This window comes from Streptomyces herbicida (assembly GCF_032656585.1).
GTDB lineage: Bacteria > Actinomycetota > Actinomycetes > Streptomycetales > Streptomycetaceae > Streptomyces > Streptomyces herbicida.
The window spans coordinates 1-18,357 of record NZ_JAUYWJ010000029.1 but is presented as its reverse complement, the minus strand read 5'-3'; the positions used below and the strand labels follow the sequence as shown (position 1 = coordinate 18,357).

The window sequence follows — 18,357 nt, the reverse complement described above, 5'->3', positions numbered from 1 at the left end:
GGTGCCCAGCCGGATGCCGGATCGAGCCGAAAATGTAACGCCCAACGGGGTTATCAGGCATTCCAACCGGTCGGTAACGTGCGCCGCCACACCTGTTCTCCCTGCCGCCCCCCACGGATCAGAGCCGCACCGGAAGGCCATGCGATGACATACGCCGACGACCACCGGCATCCGCCACCAGCACCGACGGGATGGCCGCAGCCGCAGGGCCGGTCCTATGGTCACACCCCTCGGCAGGAGTCGTACGCGCCCGATCCGTGGCAGGAGTCGTACGGACGCGACGTTCCTCGCTACGACTCGTACGGATACGACGCCTTGCCGTACGACCCGTACGGGCGAGCCCCCCGGCAGGAACCGTACGCACACCAGACCGATCGCCAGAATGCCGACCTCGTTGCCCTCCGCTCGGCCTACCGCGTGCTGCGCCGGGTCTCCACGCTGACCGCGCTCGGCTCCTTCGTGCTGTACGTGATGCTGTCCTGCTTCGCGCCGGACCTGATGGGGTCCTCCATCGCCGGTGAGGTGAGCCTGGGCATGGCCCTGGGGGTCCTCCAGCTCGTCGTCACCTTCGCGGCGATCCTCTGGTACGGACGCAGCGCACGACGCTCCGTGGACCCGTTGGCGCAGCTCGTGAGGGAGCGGGCGGGCGCGTCCGCCCGGAACGCCGGGGTGGCGCGATGACCGACTTCGGCTCCGGGACGCAGGCCACCGTCCTGATTCTGTTCACGGCCCTGGTCACCCTCACCCTTCTCATGTGTGTGATGGCCGGACCGGACCGCGACGACCTGACGAACTTCTACACCGGCTACCTCTCGCTCACGCCCCTCAGGAACGGCCTGGCGATCGCGGGTGACTACATCTCCGCAGCGACCGTGCTGAGCACCACCGGCATCATCGCGCTCGCCGGATACGACGGCTATGTCCTGGCGGTCAGCACCGCCATGTCGCTGGTGCTGCTGATGTTTTTGCTGGCCGAACCCCTGCGCAACGCCGGCAAGTTCACCATGGGCGACGTCCTGGCCCGCAACATGCCCGGGCGGGCCGTCCGTGTCGCCTCCTGCGTGGTGACACTGGCGGCGACTCTCCCCTTCCTGGTCGTCCAGCTCTCCGGGGCCGGGTCGCTGCTCACCTTCATCCTGGGCATCCCGCACTCGGCGGGCGCCAGGACGACCTGTATCGTCCTCGTCGGCACCCTGATGATCATTTACGCGGCGATCGGCGGAATGCGCGGCACCGCGCTCATCCAGATGATCAAGATCGTGATTCTGCTGGGCACCAGCCTCGTCGTCGCCGTCCTGGTCCTGAACCGCTTCGACTGGAACCCCGGCGACGTCCTCCGGGCCGCCCAGCACGGCAGCGGCGCCGGCTCCGCCTACCTCCGGCAGGGCCTGCAACTGGGCACCTCCGCCGGCGACCGGCTGGACTTCGCCAGTCTCCAGATCACCGTGATCCTCGGCGCGGCCTGCCTGCCGCACATCACGATGCGCCTGTACTCCGCGCGCGACGTACCCGCCGTGCGCCGCTCCATGTCGTGGGCGGTCGGCACGGTCACGACCTTCTGCCTGATCGTGATCATCATGGGTACCGGCGCGGCGGCACTGGTGGGATCCCGCTACATCACCGCGGCCGACCCGCACGGCAGGACGGCGGTGCTCATGCTGTCCCGGATGCTCGGCGGCGACCCCGGCACCGCAGGCTCGACGATTCTCTACGCGGCCGTAGCCGGCACGGTGTTCATCACCCTGCTCTCCTCGGTCGCCGGGATGACCCTGGCCGCGGCCTCGTCGCTCGCCCACGACCTGTTCACCCATGCGGCGCGGCGGGGACAGGCCGCGCCGCGTACGGAGATGACGGTGGCGGGCTGGGCGAGCCTGGTCGTGGGAGCCGTTGCCATCGCACTCTCCACCCTGGTCCAGAACTGGGACGTCGGCGTGCTGACCACACTGGCGATCTGCATCGGGGCGTCCGCCGTGGCCCCCGCGTTGACCTACTCGCTGTTCTGGCGGGGATTCACGCGTACCGGCCTGCTCGCGAGTCTCTACGGGGGCGCGGCCAGCGCGCTCGTGCTGATGGTCTTCTCCAAGGCCGTGTCGGGTACGCCGACCTCGGTCTTCCCGAACGCGGACTTCGGCTGGTTCCCCATGCAGTCCACCGGACTGGTCTCCATCCCGGTCGGCTATCTGGCGGGCTGGCTGGGCAGCCGAATCGACCACTGGCGCAACGCTTCCGAAAGCCAGGAGAACCGGCGGCTGTACGAGGAGAGCGAGGCACGGCTGCTCGCCGCAGCAGAGTGATCAAGAGCCGGCGGCGGCCAGCGCTCCGCCGCCGGTGGCGATGCCGCCCCGTGGCTCGGGTGCGGAGAACGGGGCCCTGTCCGGTCGGCACGTTGCTCCGGCCGGCGGGAGGGTGCCGTCGATGAGGTAGCGGCTCTCGTACGCGTTGACGCAGCTGCTGGGGTTGAGCATGGCGGTGTGTCCGTACCCGTCGTTGGTGAGAAGGCGGGCGTTGGCCAGGTCCTCGGCCATGGCCCGCGCCGCTTCGTAAGGGGTGGCGGGGTCGTATCTGGTGCCGACCACCAGCACGGGGTGGGCCGTCGGCTTGTTCCACGGGCCGCGATAGCGGTTTGCGGCCACCGCCGGCCAGGTGGCGCACGGCTCCGCCGCCCAGGTCCAGAAGCGCCCGGTGTCGCCCGTACGGAGGGCGGCGGCCTCCTCCAGAGCGTGGTAGACACCCGGGTCGTGTGGATTGGGGCTGTCGGAGCAGAGCACGGCACCACCCTGTTCCTCGCCCAAGTACGGGATCGGTACGGGCGGCGCGGGCAGGGGCGCGGACGGCTTCGGTACGCGCCCCTGCCACAGGTCCTGCAACTTGCCGGCGAGGTCCGCCCAGCCGGGGTGAACGACGTTGAGGGCGCTCACCACGTCACCGATCGTCCGGCCATAGGTCCACGCGCCCACCGGATGTACCCGCAGACGCCGCGTCAGCTCGGCGAACTTGTCCCGAGTCGCTCTGGGGCTGCCGGCCGAGAAGGCGCAGCCGTCGACGGTGGCCGAGCCGCACAGGGCGAGGAACTGGTCCAGGGTTGCCGCCGCGCCGCGGTCCGAACCCATGCGCAGAAACACCGGCAGCTCGGGTTCCTCGTTGGAGGCGTGGTTCGTCCAGGCCTGCGGATCGATGTTGCTGTCGAGAATCATGGCGCGGACCTTGCCGGGAAAGAGGTTGGCATAGGTGGCGCCGAGGAACGTGCCGTAGGAGATGCCCAAGTAGGTCAGTTGTGGTTCGCCCACCGCCCGGCGGAGCTGGTCGAGGTCGCGGGCGGTGTCCGCGGTCGACACATGACGCAGGAGCTCGGGGTCGCGCTGCCGGCAGCGCCGGGACAGATCCTTGTACGCGGCGATCCAGGCCGTCCGCTGCTGCTCGCCCACCGGGAAGCCGGCCGGCCTGCCCGACATCCACGCCCGGGCTTCCTTGGGACTCGCGAAGCAGTTCACGGCGGTGCTGTTGCCGACTCCGCGTGGATCCCAGCTGACGATGTCGAACCGCTCCCGTATCTCCTGCGGGAAGAACTGGTAATTCTGCGGCATCTGCACCGTTCCGGGGCCGCCGGGACCGCCGGGGTTGAAGAACAGGGTGCCGATTCGCCGTTCGGGGTCGGTCGCCTTCCGCTTGACGACCGACAGGTCGATGGTGCGACCACCGGGGTTGAGGTAGTCCAGCGGTACTTTAACGGTTGCGCAGTCGAACTCCGGGCCCCGGACGCAGGGTTTCCACGCCAACTGCGGAGCAGGCACCGACGGCACCGGTCCGTCGGCTGCGGTGACATTCTGCGTGGTGCCCACTACCGCCAAGCAGCTCACCGCCGTGGCGATGGCAGCGGCACGGCGCGCTCGGACGGCTATGGAGCCGGATATGGCCATGCTCTGTCTTTCTGCTCTGTCCCCCGCAGCCGAGCGCCTTACGCCACCAGCGCCTCATACGCCGGTGCGCACCCGCTTCAACAACACCGTGGTCGGACACGGCACGCCAGCCCAGGGCGGCCGAACGGACCAAGCCCCATCGGGTAGGACCAGCGGACGGCTCACGTCGCTTTGGGATGCCGCTGGCGTCCCTGTCGGAGAGCGAGGCCGGAAACGGGGTCCGTCGATCCCCTCCAAAGCTGCGCGTGCCGCGGCGAGGGGCTCGGCGCGTGGCTCGGTGGCTGACGGCAGATGTGTGATCAGGTCGTGGTGGTGCAGGGTCCACTCGCGCACGTATGCGGACAGGTGGTCGGCGACGGTCAGCACCTGGTCGCGGGTGCTGACACGCAGGGCGAGGGCGACCTCCGCGGTGACCCGCCCGGAGTTCTCGACGGATGGTCCGAGCCGGAAGTCGAATGCCTGCTCGTCCGCGGTGCTCCAAGACGTTGCTCGACCAGCCGGCCTGGTGGACGAACGCGCTCCGGTCGGCGCGCAAAACCGCCCCCTGTCCGGCATGAGGGTGGCGCGACGGGGTTCGTCGCGTGGCGTACTCCAGGGCAGTGCGCTGCGTGCCGGTCCTGGGCACGACCCTACCGACGGACAGGACCGGTGATCTCCGGCGGGTCGTTGTCGGCCTTGCAGCCGCATCCGTGTTCGCTCGTGGCCGCGGACCTGCATGAGCATGAGGGGCGGCGCCGGCCGAACAACCGCGTGGCCCCGGCCAGCGCGGCGAGAGCGACGGAGAGGGCGGGCAGCCAGCCCACGACGGCGGAGGCTCCCGCGCCTACGACGCCCGCCGTTATCAGGACGGGCAGCAGACAACAGGCCAGGCAGGCCAGCCCGGCGAGGCCCGCCAACGCCTTCGGCGTCCGGGGGGAGCGCGGGTCAGCAGCAGGGTCCGGCATGACGGTTCTCCTCGGCGAGGTCGGTGAAGGGGATGGGGCAGCAGGCACTGCCGGCGCACGCGGTCAGGTCGTCGCAGCCGGCCTCGACAGCGGCGACCAGTACGGTGCGGATGGTGGTCAGGTCTGCGATCTTCGCGTCGACCTCGGCGAGCTTCGCCTTCGCCCGCTCTTGCAGCCCGGCGACGGGACGGCCGTGGCGGTGGCGGCCGGTCTCCAGCAACTCGGCGACCTCATCCAAGGTGAAGCCGAGGCGCTGGGCTGCCTTGATCACGCGCAGCGCGGTGACCGCGTCGTCGCCGTACAGCCGGTGGCCGCCGGGACTGCGCTGGGGCTCGGCCAGCAGGCCGCGGCGTTCGTAATAACGCAGGGTCTGGATGTTCACACCGGCCGCGTCGGCGACCTGACCGCTGCGCAGACCCTCACTCACGCCTGTTCCGCCTTTCCCACCAGGGCTGCGGCCCGGACGGCGAGTGCGTCCAGGACTGGTGCGTACGCCTGATCCACCGCGATGTCCAGGCGTACGCGAGAGCCTTCGCCTGCCACGGTGAAGGTGAAGAACGAGCAGCAGCCGCTTTCCCGCTCGACCAGGTCGCGGACCCGCTCCTGGACAGTGCCGCCGCCGGGCAACTCCAGGCGCAGGAGCAACGGTTCAGGCCGGAAAACGTCCGTCAGCCGCTCGCTGAACAGCGCATCCCACTCCGCCACCCGTAGGGGGCGCTCCGTCGTCGGCAGAGTGCAGGACTGGGGCACCCATCCCAGGTCGGTCATCGCGCTCACTCCTGTCGCGGAGCCCCGAGCACCGCAGCCGGGGACACCACTGACGGTAAACCTGTACCCAGGTATCGGATGCAAGCTCCCGTCGGCGCCGGGCGAAGCCGGTGCCTGACCCGGCCGGTCGAGTCAGCTGCCGCCGATGCCCAGGGCGGTGAGCAGGACCAGAACGAGGATCACCACGGCGAACAGGCCGTGGGCCGGCACCACCGGCAGTGGGAAGTGCTGCTCTGCGGGGACGGCCGCCTCGGCTCCGTGAGCCGCTGCGGCGGCCGGTGCCGGCCCTGCCGCAGCACGGTCACGATAGACGGGGATCCAGCGGGCCGGCATCACGAAGCCCAGCAGGGCGACCGGTAGCAGCAGACCGAATGCGGTCCAGGCCAGGGCGCGCCGAACGGCGCATGACCGGCCGTGTCGCGGACCGGGTAGGCGGTGCCGTCGACGACTCCGTACACGGTGGACAACGGCACGGAGGTACCGCTCGCGGAAACCGGTGGGATCGCGATCCGCGGGCACAACGTCATGAAGCGGTAGCCGAGACGGGCAGGCAATGAGGCACTTTGGCGGGGGAGTGGACCTCTCCGCGAACGATCCGCTCGACTAACCTCGAGTCGCCGCAAATCAGTTCGAGTAACCCCGAGTCCCCGCGATTCCTCCTGAGTCTGTTGAAAACGGAAGCCTTACAAGCGCTTGCTGACGCCATGATGTGAGCCTCGCCTGGGGACGTGGCAGACCGTGGGGGGTCTTATGGAGGCGTTGCGCGCGCTGGGGGTGGGGGATCCCGACTGGGTCGGGCCCTACCGGCTGGTGGGCCGGCTAGGGGCAGGCGGCATGGGTCGGGTCTATCTGGCCCGCTCCAGGGGCGGCCGGGCGGTCGCCGTGAAGGTCGTACGGCCCGAGCTCGCAGAGGACCGCGAGTTCCGGCAGCGATTCGCGCGAGAGGTTGCCGCCGCCCGCCGGGTGAACGGCGTGTTCACGGCGGGCGTGGTGGACGCCGACCCGGAGGCGGACCCGCCGTGGCTGGCCACGGCTTATGTGCCGGGCATCTCGTTGGACACCGCAGTTGCGCGGTACGGGGCCTGGCAGTCGGGCCCGGTGATGACGCTGGCGGCCGGGCTCGTCGAGGCGCTGGAGGCGATCCATGCGGCGGGGCTCGTGCACCGCGATCTGAAGCCGTCGAACGTGCTGCTCGCCGCCGACGGTCCCCGCGTCATCGACTTCGGCATCTCGACGGCTTCCGAGGCGAGCGCGATCACCCGTACCGGGGTGGTGATCGGGACTCCTGGATTCATGTCGCCGGAGCAACTCACCGGCGAACCCGTCGGACCGGCGAGCGATGTGTTTGCGCTGGGCGCGGTCCTCGCGTTCACCGCGTCGGGCTCCGGTCCCTTCGGTACCGGGTCGGCTCAGGGCCTGATGTATCGCATCGTCCACGGTGAGCCCGACCTGAGCGCGGTGCGCGGGACGGTTCGCGGGCTGGTCGCGCGCTGCTTGGCCAAGCGGCCCGAGGACCGGCCCCGCGTCGATGTGCTCCTCTCGGAACTCATGGACGTGGCAGGCGCGTCCCGTACGGCGCTCATGTTCACGAGCGTTTCCTGGCTCCCCCCGATGGTGGCCTCCGCGGTGCGGGAGGCACGGGACGGCAGCGGAGCGAGGCAGGCCCCGACGGGACCCGGGGCGACGGTGCCAAAGACGCCCCCGGCCGGGGGCACAGCGACTCCGCCCGACGCGCCGGGGTTTGCGGTCGGAGGGTATCCGCCGCTCGGGACACCGCCGCCGGGACCCATGGGCCCCTCGACTCCGTCCCATCAGGCACCCACCATGACCGGGCCGATTCCGGCGACCCCGCCGCCTGCTCATGCGCCCCCAGGCACTCCACCGCCCGGAACCGTGATCTCCGGCATGCTGCCTGCTCCGGTGCCGGGGAAGCCCGGCGGCCCCGGCAGGAGCTCCCCCCGAAGACGGCGCGTGGCCGTGATCGGCTCCGCTCTCGCCGCGGTGCTTGCGATCGGGCTCGTGGCGTGGAAGGCGGACGCCCTGCTCGGCGGTGGCGGGTCCGGCTCGAACTCGGGGGAGTCGTCCTCGGGCTCGTCACCGTACGTCTCGCCGTACGACGACAGCCCGACCCCGTTGAACAGCCCGTCCTCGCCTGCCGACACCCCCACCCCGCTGGACAGCCCGTCCTCGCCCGCCGACACCCCGACCTCGCCCTCAACCACGCCGGCCGACGACACTCCCTCGTCACCCCCTGCGGACGCGACCGACCTGTCGGGCCGCTGGAACGGCAGCTATGTGTGCAACCAGGGCATCACCGGTCTCGTGCTCACCATCGAGGACCACGACGACGGCACCGCCGACGCGGTGTTCTCGTTCTATCCGGCGCCCTCCAACCCGCAGGTACCCCGCGGCTCGTTCGCGATGACGGGTACCGTCGAGAACGGGGTGCTGACGCTGAGGGCCACACAGTGGATCAACCAGCCGCCGAACTATCTGACGGTCGATCTCCAGGGCTCCTACGACACGTTGACGCCGAACCATCTGGACGGGAGGGTCTACGGCCCCAACTGCACGACGTTTTCCGCGGACCGGTCCTGAGCGGCCGCACATCCCGGAAACGGCGTTCAGTCCCGGCCTACGGGGCCCTTTCGGCACCGAACGGTTTGAGGACTGGGGCCGGTATCTGCCCGGCGTGGCTGTCGGTCTGTGGTGGCATACAGGGGTTCCCCTCGGCGTAACCCCGTCCCCGGCCCCCCGTGGCGTGGACGTGCGTCGTGCTGACCGAATTCATGAAGGATCTCATCGTGTCGACCCCGGTAGAAACCGTCGTCCCCGCTCCCGCGCTGCTGGTGCGCTCCGAGGTGGAGCACAGACTGCGGGTCTTCCTGGCCGAACGGGCAGCCGGCCGGGACGGCGAACCCGCCCTGCCGGAAGAACTGTGGCCGGTGCTCACCGGGTATGCCCTGCGCGGCGGAAAGCGCCTGCGTTCCCTGCTGTGTGTCACGGGCTGGCACGCCGCGGGCCGCCGCAAGCTGCCTGACTTCGTGCTCCGGACCGCGGCGTCGCTGGAGCTGTTCCACGCCTGCGCGCTGCTGATCGACGACGTGATGGACGACAGCGAGGTGCGCCGTGGTCTGCCGACCGCTCATCGTGTCCTGGCGCAGAGCAGCGGGGGCGGCGGCCGTGACGGCCGGTCAGGTGACCGGCTGGGCGTCAACGCCGCGATCCTGCTGGGCAACCTCGCCTTCAGCTGGTCCGACGAACTCTTCCGCAGCGCCGACATGACTCCCGGTCAGCAACGGCGCGGCTACGAGGAGCTCGACGCGATGCGCACCGCCACTGTCTACGGTCAGTACCAGGACCTTCTCGCCGCGCACCGGGGCTCTTTCCGCGCCGAGGAAGCCCTCTTCATCGCCCACTACAAGACCGCCCGCTACACCGTCGAAGCTCCGCTGCGGCTCGGCGCCGTCCTGGCGGACGCCGATGAGGCGCTGTTGCACTCGCTGAGTGAGTTCGCCGTCCCCCTGGGGATCGCCTTCCAACTGCGGGACGACCTGCTCGGTGTCTTCGGCGACCCGGGGCAGACGGGCAAATCGCACAGTGATGACCTGCGTGACGGCAAGTGCACCCTTCTTGCGGCACTGGCCGTGTCCATCGGCGACGCCGAACAGGCCGCGAGCCTGAGGGAGTTGCTGGGATCCGGCAGCATCGAAGCGGCGGGCCAGGCCGAGGCACGGCGCCTGCTGGAGGAGACCGGCGCGCGGGCAGCGGTCGAGGCGCGCATCGGTGCGCTCAGGGACGAAGCGCTGAGCGCGCTGGATGCCGCGCCGATTCCCCGGGAGGTGGCCGACAGCCTCAGGGACATCGCAGGTTCTGCGATCGCCCGTGCCGCCTGACACCCGCAAACGAACCTCTGCTCATCCTTGCGGAGGATGCCGATAACCGGCGTTCGCCTTTGACTCGACACCGCCCTGTGAAGTTCCTGCGCATTTCCATGCTGAGGGGGGTGTCACGAGATGAGCAGCCGACCGGCACGACGCCATCGCCGGGCACGGCCACTGGTTCCGCTCGGGGTGTTAAGCGGTGCCGCCCGTGCGTAGGAGAATGGCAACTGCCGCCATGACGGCGGCGCTGGCGAGCGCAGCGCTGATGACCGGTGGCGCGAACAAGGCATCGGCGTACAGCGCCCCGGTCTCGTACGCCGTCTCACCAGGCCGCGCCGACGCCCTCATGGCCCTTGCCACGTACGACGATGGCCACGGTCCGGTCGGCGACAGGTCCGTGGCCGCGGGTCCCCGTAAAGGAAGCATCGGGACCTCGGGGCATGAGCTTCCGCGTGCGGGGGACGGGGGCACGCCCGCTCCGGGCGTCGCCGAGCCGTGGTGGGATCATCGGGGCAAGGGCGTAGCGCAGGATGTCGGTGGTTGGATTTCGCTGGCCGCGGTGCTGATCGCGGCCGTGACCGCACTGGTCGGCGGTGGACGGCGCGGTCGCGATGGCTGACTCGCCGGAGGAGCGCAGCCTTCGGGCGCTGGTCGCATTGACAATCAGTCACTGCCTCGGCCAGTGTGCCAGCGCTGACTCCCGTCGGCCCCAGGGCGCTCGGTCTGCACCCCTCGACCCTGCCGCCGCCGGACGGCAACCAGAGCCCGTGGGTGGTCCTCCTGCACGCCGGCGAAGGTAGAACACCATGATCAGGGTAGTCATCGCCGACGACGAGGAGCTGACCAGGGAGAGCCTGCGGCTCATCCTGGAGACGGACGACGCCATCACCGTGGTGGCAGCCGTTCCCGACGGCGAGCAGGCAGTCGCCGCCGCGCTCTCCCACCAGCCCGACGTGGTCCTCACCGATGTGCAGATGCCGGCCATGGACGGGCTCTCGGCCGCCCTGGCCCTGCGGCGCCTGGCCCAGCCGCCCCGCATCGTCGTCCTCACCTCGTACTCCCGGGACGAGTACCTCTACTCGGCGCTCAAGGCCGGAGTCGACGGCTTTCTCCTCAAGGACGTCCGTCCTCACGAACTCATCGACGCCATCAAGGTCGTCGCCCGCGGCGAGGCGATCATCTCTCCCTCCATGACCCGGATGCTCATGGAACAGTTCACTGTCCCGCGCGAGGCCGTAGACGCCCGGGAACGTCTCAAGCCCCTGCCGCAGGAGCAGCAGACGATCCTGGCCCTGCTAGCGCAGGGGCTCTCGAACGCCGAAATAGGCGCCCGCATGCAACTGTCCGAGTCGCAGATCAAGGTGCACGTCAGCCGTATCCTGCGCCTGCTCGGATGCGGCAATCGCGTCCAGGCCGCGATCCTTGCCCACACCGCGGGGCTCACTCCTCCCGCCATCCCTTCCTGACCGAGGCGAGCGGCCGCCGTACGCTGCGGATGCGGCCGTCGCCCTGCTCAGCAGCTGTGTCGGACGCACACAACCGCAGGTGTCTTTCGTTGTCCCGAAGCTGGTTCTCCGGAAGGATTCCGATCACTTTCGTTGTGGATTGACTCGGGTCGTCCGCGAACGCGGACGGCCCGAGTCAACAACAGCCGCGGCTCGTGCGGTTGGCAGCGGTCTCGTCGGCCTGGTCCACACCTGGAGACTCCCGTGACCCGAACGCGACCGTTCACCTGGCCCTTCCCCAACCTGGAAGCTCCGCTCCCGCCTTGGGACGCCACTGTCTGCGATTGCGACTGGGAACTGTGCTCCGAGCCGTGTGCCGTGGCCTCGGCGATGGTGGCCATGTCCTGGATGTACGACGGCCTGCCCGATCCGGTGTCGGCGCAACCGAGACGACAACTGCGCTGACCGCCTGTTCCTGTTGTTCCCGGGGCCGCTTGCCCTGCTGACGGTGTCGGCCTGATCCAAGCCGCGCACCATCTTCCCTCACACCTGTGCGAGGTTCACACCAAGTGCTCCACGATCCCCGTGCCGGACAGCATGCTGCCGGAACCCCTGACCCAACGGCGCGACGGCGCCCCGACATTCGCCGTGAGCCTGCCGGCTGCACCGGCCCGGTGAAGAGGTCCATCGTCACTGCGCGCCGTCTCGGCGCCGTGGCGCTGGCCTGCCTCGTCGCTGTCGGGCCGGCCTCCGTCGCATCGGCGACCTGCGCACCGGCCGCCGGCCGGGACTATGTCGCCCTCGGCGACTCCTACGCCTCCGCGCCGGGAGTCCCCGACCAGACCGACCCCGCATGCGGCCGTTCCAACCGCAACTACCCGTCCCTCGTGGCCGGCAAGCAGAACGCCCGCCTCACGGACGTCACCTGCGCCGGGGCGACCACGGTCGAACTGGCGGTCAGCAGGGACGGACGCCGCGCACAGTACGACGCACTGACCCGCGGCACCGACCTGGTGACCGTCAGCATCGGTGGCAACGACGGGGTCGGGTTCTCCGCGGTGCTGAAGAGCTGTGCGCTCCTGAGCCGTGACGATCCGTCGGGCGCGCCGTGCCGCAGCCATTACACCACCGGCGGAGGGGACCGCCTCGAGGAGGGCATCGCCGCCACTGCTCCGAAGGTCGACGCGGTCCTCGACACCATTCACCGACGCTCCCCGCACGCCAAGGTCCTCCTCGTCGGCTATCCGTCGATCTTCCCGGACGACGGGACGGGCTGCACCAGTCCCGCGGTTCCCTTCGCCGCAGGGGACTTCGCATATCTCAGGGACACGACCAAGGCGCTCAACGCCATGCTCGCCCGCCGCGCGGAGCAGGGCAGGGCCGTCTACGTCGACACCTACACCCCGACGATCGGGCACGACATGTGCCGCCCGGCCGGCCTGCGGTGGATCGAGAACCTTGCCCCGGCGGACCCGGCCGCGGCTGCACACCCGACCACACGAGGTGAGCAGGCCATGGCGGAAGCCGTGTCCCGGGCGCTGACCTGCCCATCGGCGCATACCGAGGGCGCCGGCCCCGCCGCACGGCGGCCATGACCCCTCGTCTGCCGTGAGGGCGTGCGGCCGGAAGCGCCACCCTCCCGGCGCACCCTGCCGCACCATCGCCGGGGTGCTTCGCCCAAGTCAGCGCAGGGCCTGCTCGAGGCCATGACGGCCACTCACGTTGAGCTTCGCGTAGACCTTCGACAGATGCATCTCCACCGTGCGCAGGCCCACGAACAGGTGGGCGGCGATCTCGGCGTTGGTCATCCCCTGCGCGGCGAGCTCCGCCACCTGGCGCTGCGCGGGGGTCAGTGCCTCCCTTCCCCGGAACGTCGGGGTCCGGGGCCGGTCGCCGAGCTCCCGCAGCCCGGCCCGTGCCTGCGCCGCGATCGGCTCGGCGCCGCAGTCGTGGGCCACGCTGACCGCCTCCTGGAGCGCGGCGCGCGCGTCCTCCGGCCGCCCGTACCGTACGGCCAGCGTCCCCCGGTCCGCCTGGATCTGCGCATGGCGGAACCGCGCGGGGTTGCCGCCGATCAACAGCGCCGCCTCGTCGAGCAGTTCAAGGCCCTCCTGACCGCCCACCACCAGGGCCCGGCCACGCAGCGCCACTGCCGTCATCTCCGCGACCCCCCAGGCCCGCGCCAGCCGCAACTCCTGATCGGCCAGCGCGAGAGCGGACTCCCGGTCGCCCAGGAGCAGGTGCACCAGTGCGGCCTCGGACCGCCACGGGTAGAGCCCCGGGCCCGGCATTCCACGGGCGGTCAGACGCTCACCGAGGTGCAGGAAGTCCGCCAGCGCCCGCTCGAGGCGGTTCTGTGCCGCGTGCACCCAGCCTCTGACGAGCAGCGGGTAGTCGTAGATCGTGTGGAACCGGAGCGGACCGGCCAGGTCGCTGTCGTCCAAGAGCGCCTCGGCGTCCTGCGCCTGACCCTGTCGGATGAAGACCTCCGCCAAGGTCGCCACCGTGAAGACGCTGTGGCTCTCCCGTCGGTCGACGCCGATCTCCCGGAACACGGCCAGCGCGTGCTTCGCGTCCGTCTGTGCGTCCGTGAACGCCCCACGCCGGCAATGAGCGTTCGCCCGTGTGCTGAGGGCCTGCGCGTACGGCAGCGCGGAGGCCCTCGCCTGCGTTTCCGCCACGGCCGCGTCGGCGTACTCGAACGTCAGGTCCGGCCTGCCCGCGGCGCCCAGCGCCAGGGCGGCGCAGGGGTACACGATGGACTCGTCGCCCATCGGCGCCATGCCCCTGCTCAGCCCGAGCCGGGCCCATGCGACGACGTCGTCGGCGCCCTCGCCGAGCGCGGCTCCACGGAAGCTGAGCAGCGCCGCCAGCGCTCTGCGCCCCGCGGCATCCTCGGCGTCCTGGAGACGCAACTCCAGCAGACGCGGCCGCGTACGCACCGCCGACGCCGCCTCACCGAGGCTGACGAGCAGATAGTCCAGCTCCAGCCGAAGCGCGGACTGAGCGTCCACGGCACGCAGCCGCTGGATCGTCCCCTCCAGCATCGTCAGGGCTTCCCCGTAGCGGTCCATGGCGAACAGCGCACCGGTCAGGCTGCGCGCGGAGTGAGCCAGCGCCGACGGTGCCGCGTCGAGCCGCAGGCTGCTGCGCAGTTCCGGTACGGCGGCCGGTACATCGGAGTCGAGCCGGGCAGCGCCGATCAGGGTCAGAACCTCATTGCGCTCCTGCTCGTCGAGAGCCTCGCTCAGGGTGCGCCGCAGATAGATCACCGCCTCGTCGGGCGCGCCGCGGTCGAGCGCGGCCTGGGCCGCACGCCGCAGGACGGCCGGGGCACCCTCCATGCCGGTCGGCCCATGGACCAGGTGTGGTGCCACCTGCTCGGCGGACGCCCCCCAACTGAGCAGCAGCCGGGCCACGCGGGCATGGTGCTCCTTGCGGCAGGTGGGCGAGACCCCCTGTGCCAGGCCGGCCACGAGCAGGGGCGGATGCAGCCGGACCCGTACCCCGGCGTGCTGCAGGAGTTCGGCCTGAGCCAGCGCGTGGAGGGCGTCCTCGACCGTGTGCCGGTCCATCGCACCGGCATGGGCTATCAGCTCCGGGGGTTGAGCGCCCCCCAGCGAAGCGAGAACGGCGGCGACCCGTTCGGCATCGGGACCGATCCTGCGCAATGCCGCTCGGACCACCACTCCGATGTCCGCGAGGAGCGGTTTCAGCGCAGCGGCCAGCGCACTGCTCCGGGTGCTGTCCGGTTGACCGTCCTCACAGCGGAGTCGACCGTGCACGGCTGCCAGCAGCGTGCGGATCAAGTACTGGTTTCCTGCCGCCGCCGTCAGCAGCGGGGACAGGACTTCGGCTGCGGCTCCGTTGTTCTCGGACGTGCCGAGAATCCCGGCCGCTTGGCGGGCAACCGTGGATTCGTCGAGAGGCGAGAGCTGGACATGGTGGTCGAGGAGGCGCAGCACAGCACCGAGTGCCGGCTCGTCGACCGACTCGCCGGGCCCCATCGAGCAAACGACCGTCACCGGATGCGAACCCACGGCCCGCGCGATGTTCCGCAGCTCCCGCAGGGACGCCGCATCGGCCCACTGCAGGTCATCGACCAGCACCAGCACGCGCTGCGCCGGTGCGGACCGGGCGGCGGCGAGTGTCTCGTCCGTGGGCGGTGCTGTGGCGCCCGCGGCCAGCCAGCGCACCAGTGCCGTGGCCGGCTCAGCGCCTCCGTCCGGCACCAGCGAGCACATCGTGCGCGGCGGGGTGCCCTCGGGACGGTGGCCCGCAGCAGGCTCGCAGCATGCGCTCAATACGGCGAACCCGGCCGCGCGGGCCCGCTCACCGAGGTCCGTGAGCAGCCCCGACTTGCCGCTGCCGAATCCCCCGCGCAGCAGGACACTCGCTCCGCCCGGCCGCACCAGCAGTTCGTACAGCGTGTCCCGTTCGCGTTCGCGGCCGAGAAGTGTGGGTATCACGCTGCTGCTGCTCCTTCGTCCGGTCTGCCGTCGCAGACCCTGTGGTCCGTCCACCGTACTCAGCCAGGACATCGGCCACCTTCGGTGGCCCACCGAAAGAAATGGATCTTTCGGTGCGGGTGGGGTGGCCCGCGCATGGGCGCCGGTGATCGGATGAGGTGACGCACCTCGCTCGTCGCGAGGCGTATGCGTACCCCCGCAGCCGCCCAATGCCCCGGGCAGTCGTGTGCCCATGCCACATCCACCCCGGGCGGGCGGCACCAGGTCGAGCACCGACCGGTTTCGCCGTCTCCGCCCGCGAGGGCGGTCGCAGCGAGCCTTCGCTACACCGTGTTTGGAGAGACATGCCTTCTGACAGGCCCCAGCTTGTCGCGGTCCCCCAGTTCCCCGCCTCGCCGGACGTACCACCCCCGCCGTGCGAGCCGAGCCGGTCGGTCCCGCCGAGCACGGTGATCATCGTGATTCTGTCCTGCGCGCTGCTGCTCAGCCTGTGCCTGTCGTACGCGCTGATCGTCAAGGCGGCCGGCTCCCGGTGCGAGCCGGGCGGCCAGATCGTCTGCGCGCCCACCGCACCCCAGCCTGCCTACACCCCACCGCCTTCGGATGACGGTCCCCGGGTGAACGTGCACCTGCGTCGGCTGCCGCCCGCCGGAAACACGAACTGACCCATTCATACAAGGAAAGACATGACGAGCAACGACCGATCCCCAGCCTTCGGTCACCAACAGGCATACGACACCGCGCCGGAAGGGGACCCGGGGCACACGCCCGTCCCCGCGAACCCCGGGTCGCTCTACGACCTCGCGGAATTCACCGAGCTGCGGCGCCGCCACCGTGTGCTCGTGTGCACGATGACCGCGGCGTTCTTCGCCTTCTACCTGCTGTACGTGCTGCTGTGCACGTTCTCCCCGGACGCGATCGCGTTCAAGGTCACGGGGAACGTGAACTTCGCGCTCGTGCTCGGGCTCGCGCAGTTCGGGTCGACCTTCCTGATCGCCTGGCTCTACAGCCGCGCGGCCGACAGGCGGCTGTCCCCCCTGGCACAGCACCTTGCGGACCGATGCGGTGCCGTCGAGCAGGCCGCCACCGTCCCGGCCCGACACAGGAGCAACTGAACCATGGCCCATGTCGAGCTCCCGGCCCTGGCGGCATCCAGCACTCCGCCGAACAGGGCCCTCATCCTCGTTCTGTTCCTGTTCTTCGTCGCGGCCACCCTGGCCGTGACGGTATGGGCCGGCCGAAAGAACCGTGGCGCGGCCGACTTCTACGCGGGTGGCAGTTCGTTCACCGGCCTCCAGAACGGACTGGCCATCTCCGGCGACTACATGTCCGCCGCCTCGTTCCTCGGTATCACCGGATCCATCGCGCTCTTCGGCTACGACGGTTTCCTCTACTCCATCGGCTTCCTCGTCGCCTGGCTGGTCGCCCTGCTCCTCGTGGCCGAACCCCTGCGCAACGTGGGACGGTTCACCATGGCGGACGTGCTCGCCTTCCGCATGCGCCGGCGTCCGGTGCGTACCGCCGCGGGAGTGTCGACCATCGTGGTGTCGGTGGTCTATCTGGTGGCCCAGATGGTCGGCGCCGGTTCTCTGGTCGCGCTGCTGCTCGGGGTTACGGGGGAGGGCACCAAGAGGTGGATCATCCTGGCCGTCGGTGCCCTGATGGTCCTCTACGTCTGTGTCGGCGGCATGCGGGGCACCACCTGGGTGCAGATCATCAAGGCCGTGATGCTGATCGCCTGTGCGGGTCTGCTGTCGGTACTGGTGATGCACCGATTCGGTTGGAGTCCGTCGGCTCTGCTGGGAGCGGCCGCGGATGCCGGCGGACATGGCGACGCCTTCCTCGAACCCGGACTGAAGTACGGCGCCAACCTGTCCAGCCGTCTCGACTTCATCAGCCTGGCCCTCGCACTCGTACTGGGTACCGCCGGCCTCCCGCACATCCTCGTGCGCTTCTACACGGTCCCCACGGCACGCGCGGCCCGCACGTCCGTCAACTGGGCCATCGTCATCATCGGCGCCTTCTATCTGATGACCATCGCTCTCGGATTCGGAGCCGCCGCGCTGATCGGTCCGAAGACCATCGCCGCCTCCAACCCGGCCGGGACCACGGCCGCCCCGATGCTCGCCGAGTACCTGGGCGACGGATCGGGTTCCACCACGGGGGCCGTGCTGCTCGCCGTCGTGTCGGCGGTCGCGTTCGCCACCATCCTGGCCGTGGTCGCCGGACTCACCCTCGCCTCGTCGGCGTCGTTCGCCCACGACCTGTACGCCCACGTCCTGCGCAAGGGCCAGGCCGACGAGCGCAGCGAAGTGGCCGTGGCCCGGCGGGCCGCCGTGGCGATCGGAGCGATCGCCGTCGTCCTGAGCCTGTACGCGGACAAGCTGAACACGGCGGCGCTCGTTGCACTCGCCTTCGCGGTGGCGGCTTCCGCCAATGTGCCGACTCTGCTCTACAGCCTGTTCTGGCGGAAGTTCACCACCCGCGGCGCGCTCTTCGCCGTGTACGGCGGCCTGGCCACGTCCCTCGGCCTGGTGATCTTCTCACCCGTGCTGTCCGGCGGACCGACGGCCATGCTGCCGGACCTCGACTTCGCCTGGTTCCCGCTGGAGAACCCGGGCCTGGTCTCCATTCCCGCCGGCTTCGTCTTCGGCTGGCTCGGCACCGTGCTCTCGCCCGCCGCCGAGCGCGACGACGACAAGTTCAAGGACCTCCGAGTCCGTTCCCTCACCGGTATCGGGGCGCGGTGAGACCCGCTGTGACCACCCCATCGAAGACACATGCTTGTTTGAAGGAGACGAAGGTGAGCAACGAAAGCCTGGCCAACCTGCTCAAGGAGGAGCGCAGGTTTGCGCCGCCCGCCGAGCTGGCCGCGCACGCCAATGTGACGGCGGAGGCGTATGAACAGGCCAAGGCTGACAGGCTCGGCT

General features: G+C 70.2%; 16 protein-coding genes. 10 read left to right on the top strand and 6 right to left on the bottom strand.

Going from position 1 to position 18,357, the window contains the following annotated elements:
* Window positions 1-144 precede the first annotated feature (144 nt).
* A complete protein-coding gene (locus Q8A52_RS41375) occupies window positions 145-681 on the top strand; it encodes a DUF485 domain-containing protein (protein WP_316761895.1) in 537 nt (178 codons plus the stop codon).
* Entirely contained in the window at window positions 678-2,294 is a 1,617-nt protein-coding gene (locus tag Q8A52_RS41370) for a sodium/solute symporter (RefSeq protein ID WP_316761892.1), read from the top strand. The genes Q8A52_RS41375 and Q8A52_RS41370 overlap by 4 nt, the downstream gene beginning before the upstream one ends.
* On the opposite strand, the gene Q8A52_RS41365 is transcribed toward Q8A52_RS41370, so the two are convergent.
* The 5 genes from Q8A52_RS41365 to Q8A52_RS41340 all read right to left on the bottom strand — a co-directional run bounded on the left by Q8A52_RS41365 (window position 2,295) and on the right by Q8A52_RS41340 (window position 5,965).
* On the bottom strand, window positions 2,295-3,917 hold the full coding sequence (locus tag Q8A52_RS41365) for an alpha/beta hydrolase (RefSeq protein ID WP_316761889.1): 1,623 nt from the start codon (window positions 3,915-3,917) through the stop codon (window positions 2,295-2,297).
* Window positions 3,918-4,546: 629 nt separating this feature from the next.
* On the bottom strand, window positions 4,547-4,861 hold the full coding sequence (locus Q8A52_RS41355; protein ID WP_316761887.1) for a hypothetical protein: 315 nt from the start codon (window positions 4,859-4,861) through the stop codon (window positions 4,547-4,549).
* Window positions 4,842-5,288, bottom strand: a complete 447-nt coding sequence (locus Q8A52_RS41350) for a MerR family transcriptional regulator (RefSeq protein ID WP_316761885.1) — start codon at window positions 5,286-5,288, stop codon at window positions 4,842-4,844. Before Q8A52_RS41350 ends, Q8A52_RS41355 begins: the two co-directional genes overlap by 20 nt.
* Entirely contained in the window at window positions 5,285-5,629 is a 345-nt protein-coding gene (locus Q8A52_RS41345) for a hypothetical protein (protein WP_316761884.1), read from the bottom strand. Before Q8A52_RS41345 ends, Q8A52_RS41350 begins: the two co-directional genes overlap by 4 nt.
* Window positions 5,630-5,761: 132 nt before the next feature.
* A complete protein-coding gene (locus Q8A52_RS41340) occupies window positions 5,762-5,965 on the bottom strand; it encodes a hypothetical protein (RefSeq protein WP_316761881.1) in 204 nt (67 codons plus the stop codon).
* Window positions 5,966-6,379: 414 nt separating this feature from the next.
* Here Q8A52_RS41340 and Q8A52_RS41335 point away from each other — a divergent pair, with 414 nt between their 5' ends.
* From Q8A52_RS41335 to Q8A52_RS41315, 5 genes are all read left to right on the top strand, one after another.
* Complete coding sequence (locus tag Q8A52_RS41335) at window positions 6,380-8,227, top strand: protein kinase domain-containing protein (RefSeq protein WP_316761879.1); 1,848 nt, start codon at window positions 6,380-6,382, stop codon at window positions 8,225-8,227.
* A gap of 206 nt (window positions 8,228-8,433) precedes the next feature.
* Entirely contained in the window at window positions 8,434-9,525 is a 1,092-nt protein-coding gene (locus Q8A52_RS41330) for a polyprenyl synthetase family protein (protein ID WP_316761876.1), read from the top strand.
* Window positions 9,526-9,748: 223 nt separating this feature from the next.
* Complete coding sequence (locus Q8A52_RS41325) at window positions 9,749-10,132, top strand: hypothetical protein (RefSeq protein ID WP_316761873.1); 384 nt, start codon at window positions 9,749-9,751, stop codon at window positions 10,130-10,132.
* Window positions 10,133-10,319: 187 nt separating this feature from the next.
* Window positions 10,320-10,979, top strand: coding sequence for a response regulator transcription factor (locus Q8A52_RS41320; RefSeq protein ID WP_316761872.1), 660 nt, complete (start codon window positions 10,320-10,322; stop codon window positions 10,977-10,979).
* Between the two features lie 653 nt (window positions 10,980-11,632).
* The gene (locus Q8A52_RS41315; RefSeq protein ID WP_316761869.1) at window positions 11,633-12,553 is read left to right on the top strand and encodes an SGNH/GDSL hydrolase family protein; all 921 of its coding nucleotides are present in this window, start codon (window positions 11,633-11,635) and stop codon (window positions 12,551-12,553) included.
* 87 nt (window positions 12,554-12,640) lie between these two features.
* Here Q8A52_RS41315 and Q8A52_RS41310 read toward each other — a convergent pair whose 3' ends face one another.
* Window positions 12,641-15,427: a helix-turn-helix transcriptional regulator gene (locus Q8A52_RS41310; protein ID WP_316761867.1), complete on the bottom strand. Its 2,787-nt coding sequence runs from the start codon at window positions 15,425-15,427 to the stop codon at window positions 12,641-12,643.
* A gap of 458 nt (window positions 15,428-15,885) precedes the next feature.
* Between Q8A52_RS41310 and Q8A52_RS41305 the strand changes: the two genes are divergently transcribed.
* Genes Q8A52_RS41305 through Q8A52_RS41295 form a run of 3 tightly spaced genes read left to right on the top strand, consistent with a single transcriptional unit; the run spans window position 15,886 to window position 18,177 of the window.
* Window positions 15,886-16,092 (top strand): hypothetical protein, encoded by a 207-nt coding sequence (locus Q8A52_RS41305; RefSeq protein ID WP_316761864.1) that lies wholly within the window; start codon window positions 15,886-15,888, stop codon window positions 16,090-16,092.
* A gap of 21 nt (window positions 16,093-16,113) precedes the next feature.
* On the top strand, window positions 16,114-16,542 hold the full coding sequence (locus Q8A52_RS41300) for a DUF485 domain-containing protein (RefSeq protein ID WP_316761863.1): 429 nt from the start codon (window positions 16,114-16,116) through the stop codon (window positions 16,540-16,542).
* A 3-nt stretch (window positions 16,543-16,545) separates the two neighbouring features.
* On the top strand, window positions 16,546-18,177 hold the full coding sequence (locus Q8A52_RS41295; protein ID WP_316761861.1) for a solute symporter family protein: 1,632 nt from the start codon (window positions 16,546-16,548) through the stop codon (window positions 18,175-18,177).
* The last annotated feature ends 180 nt before the right edge of the window (window positions 18,178-18,357 follow it).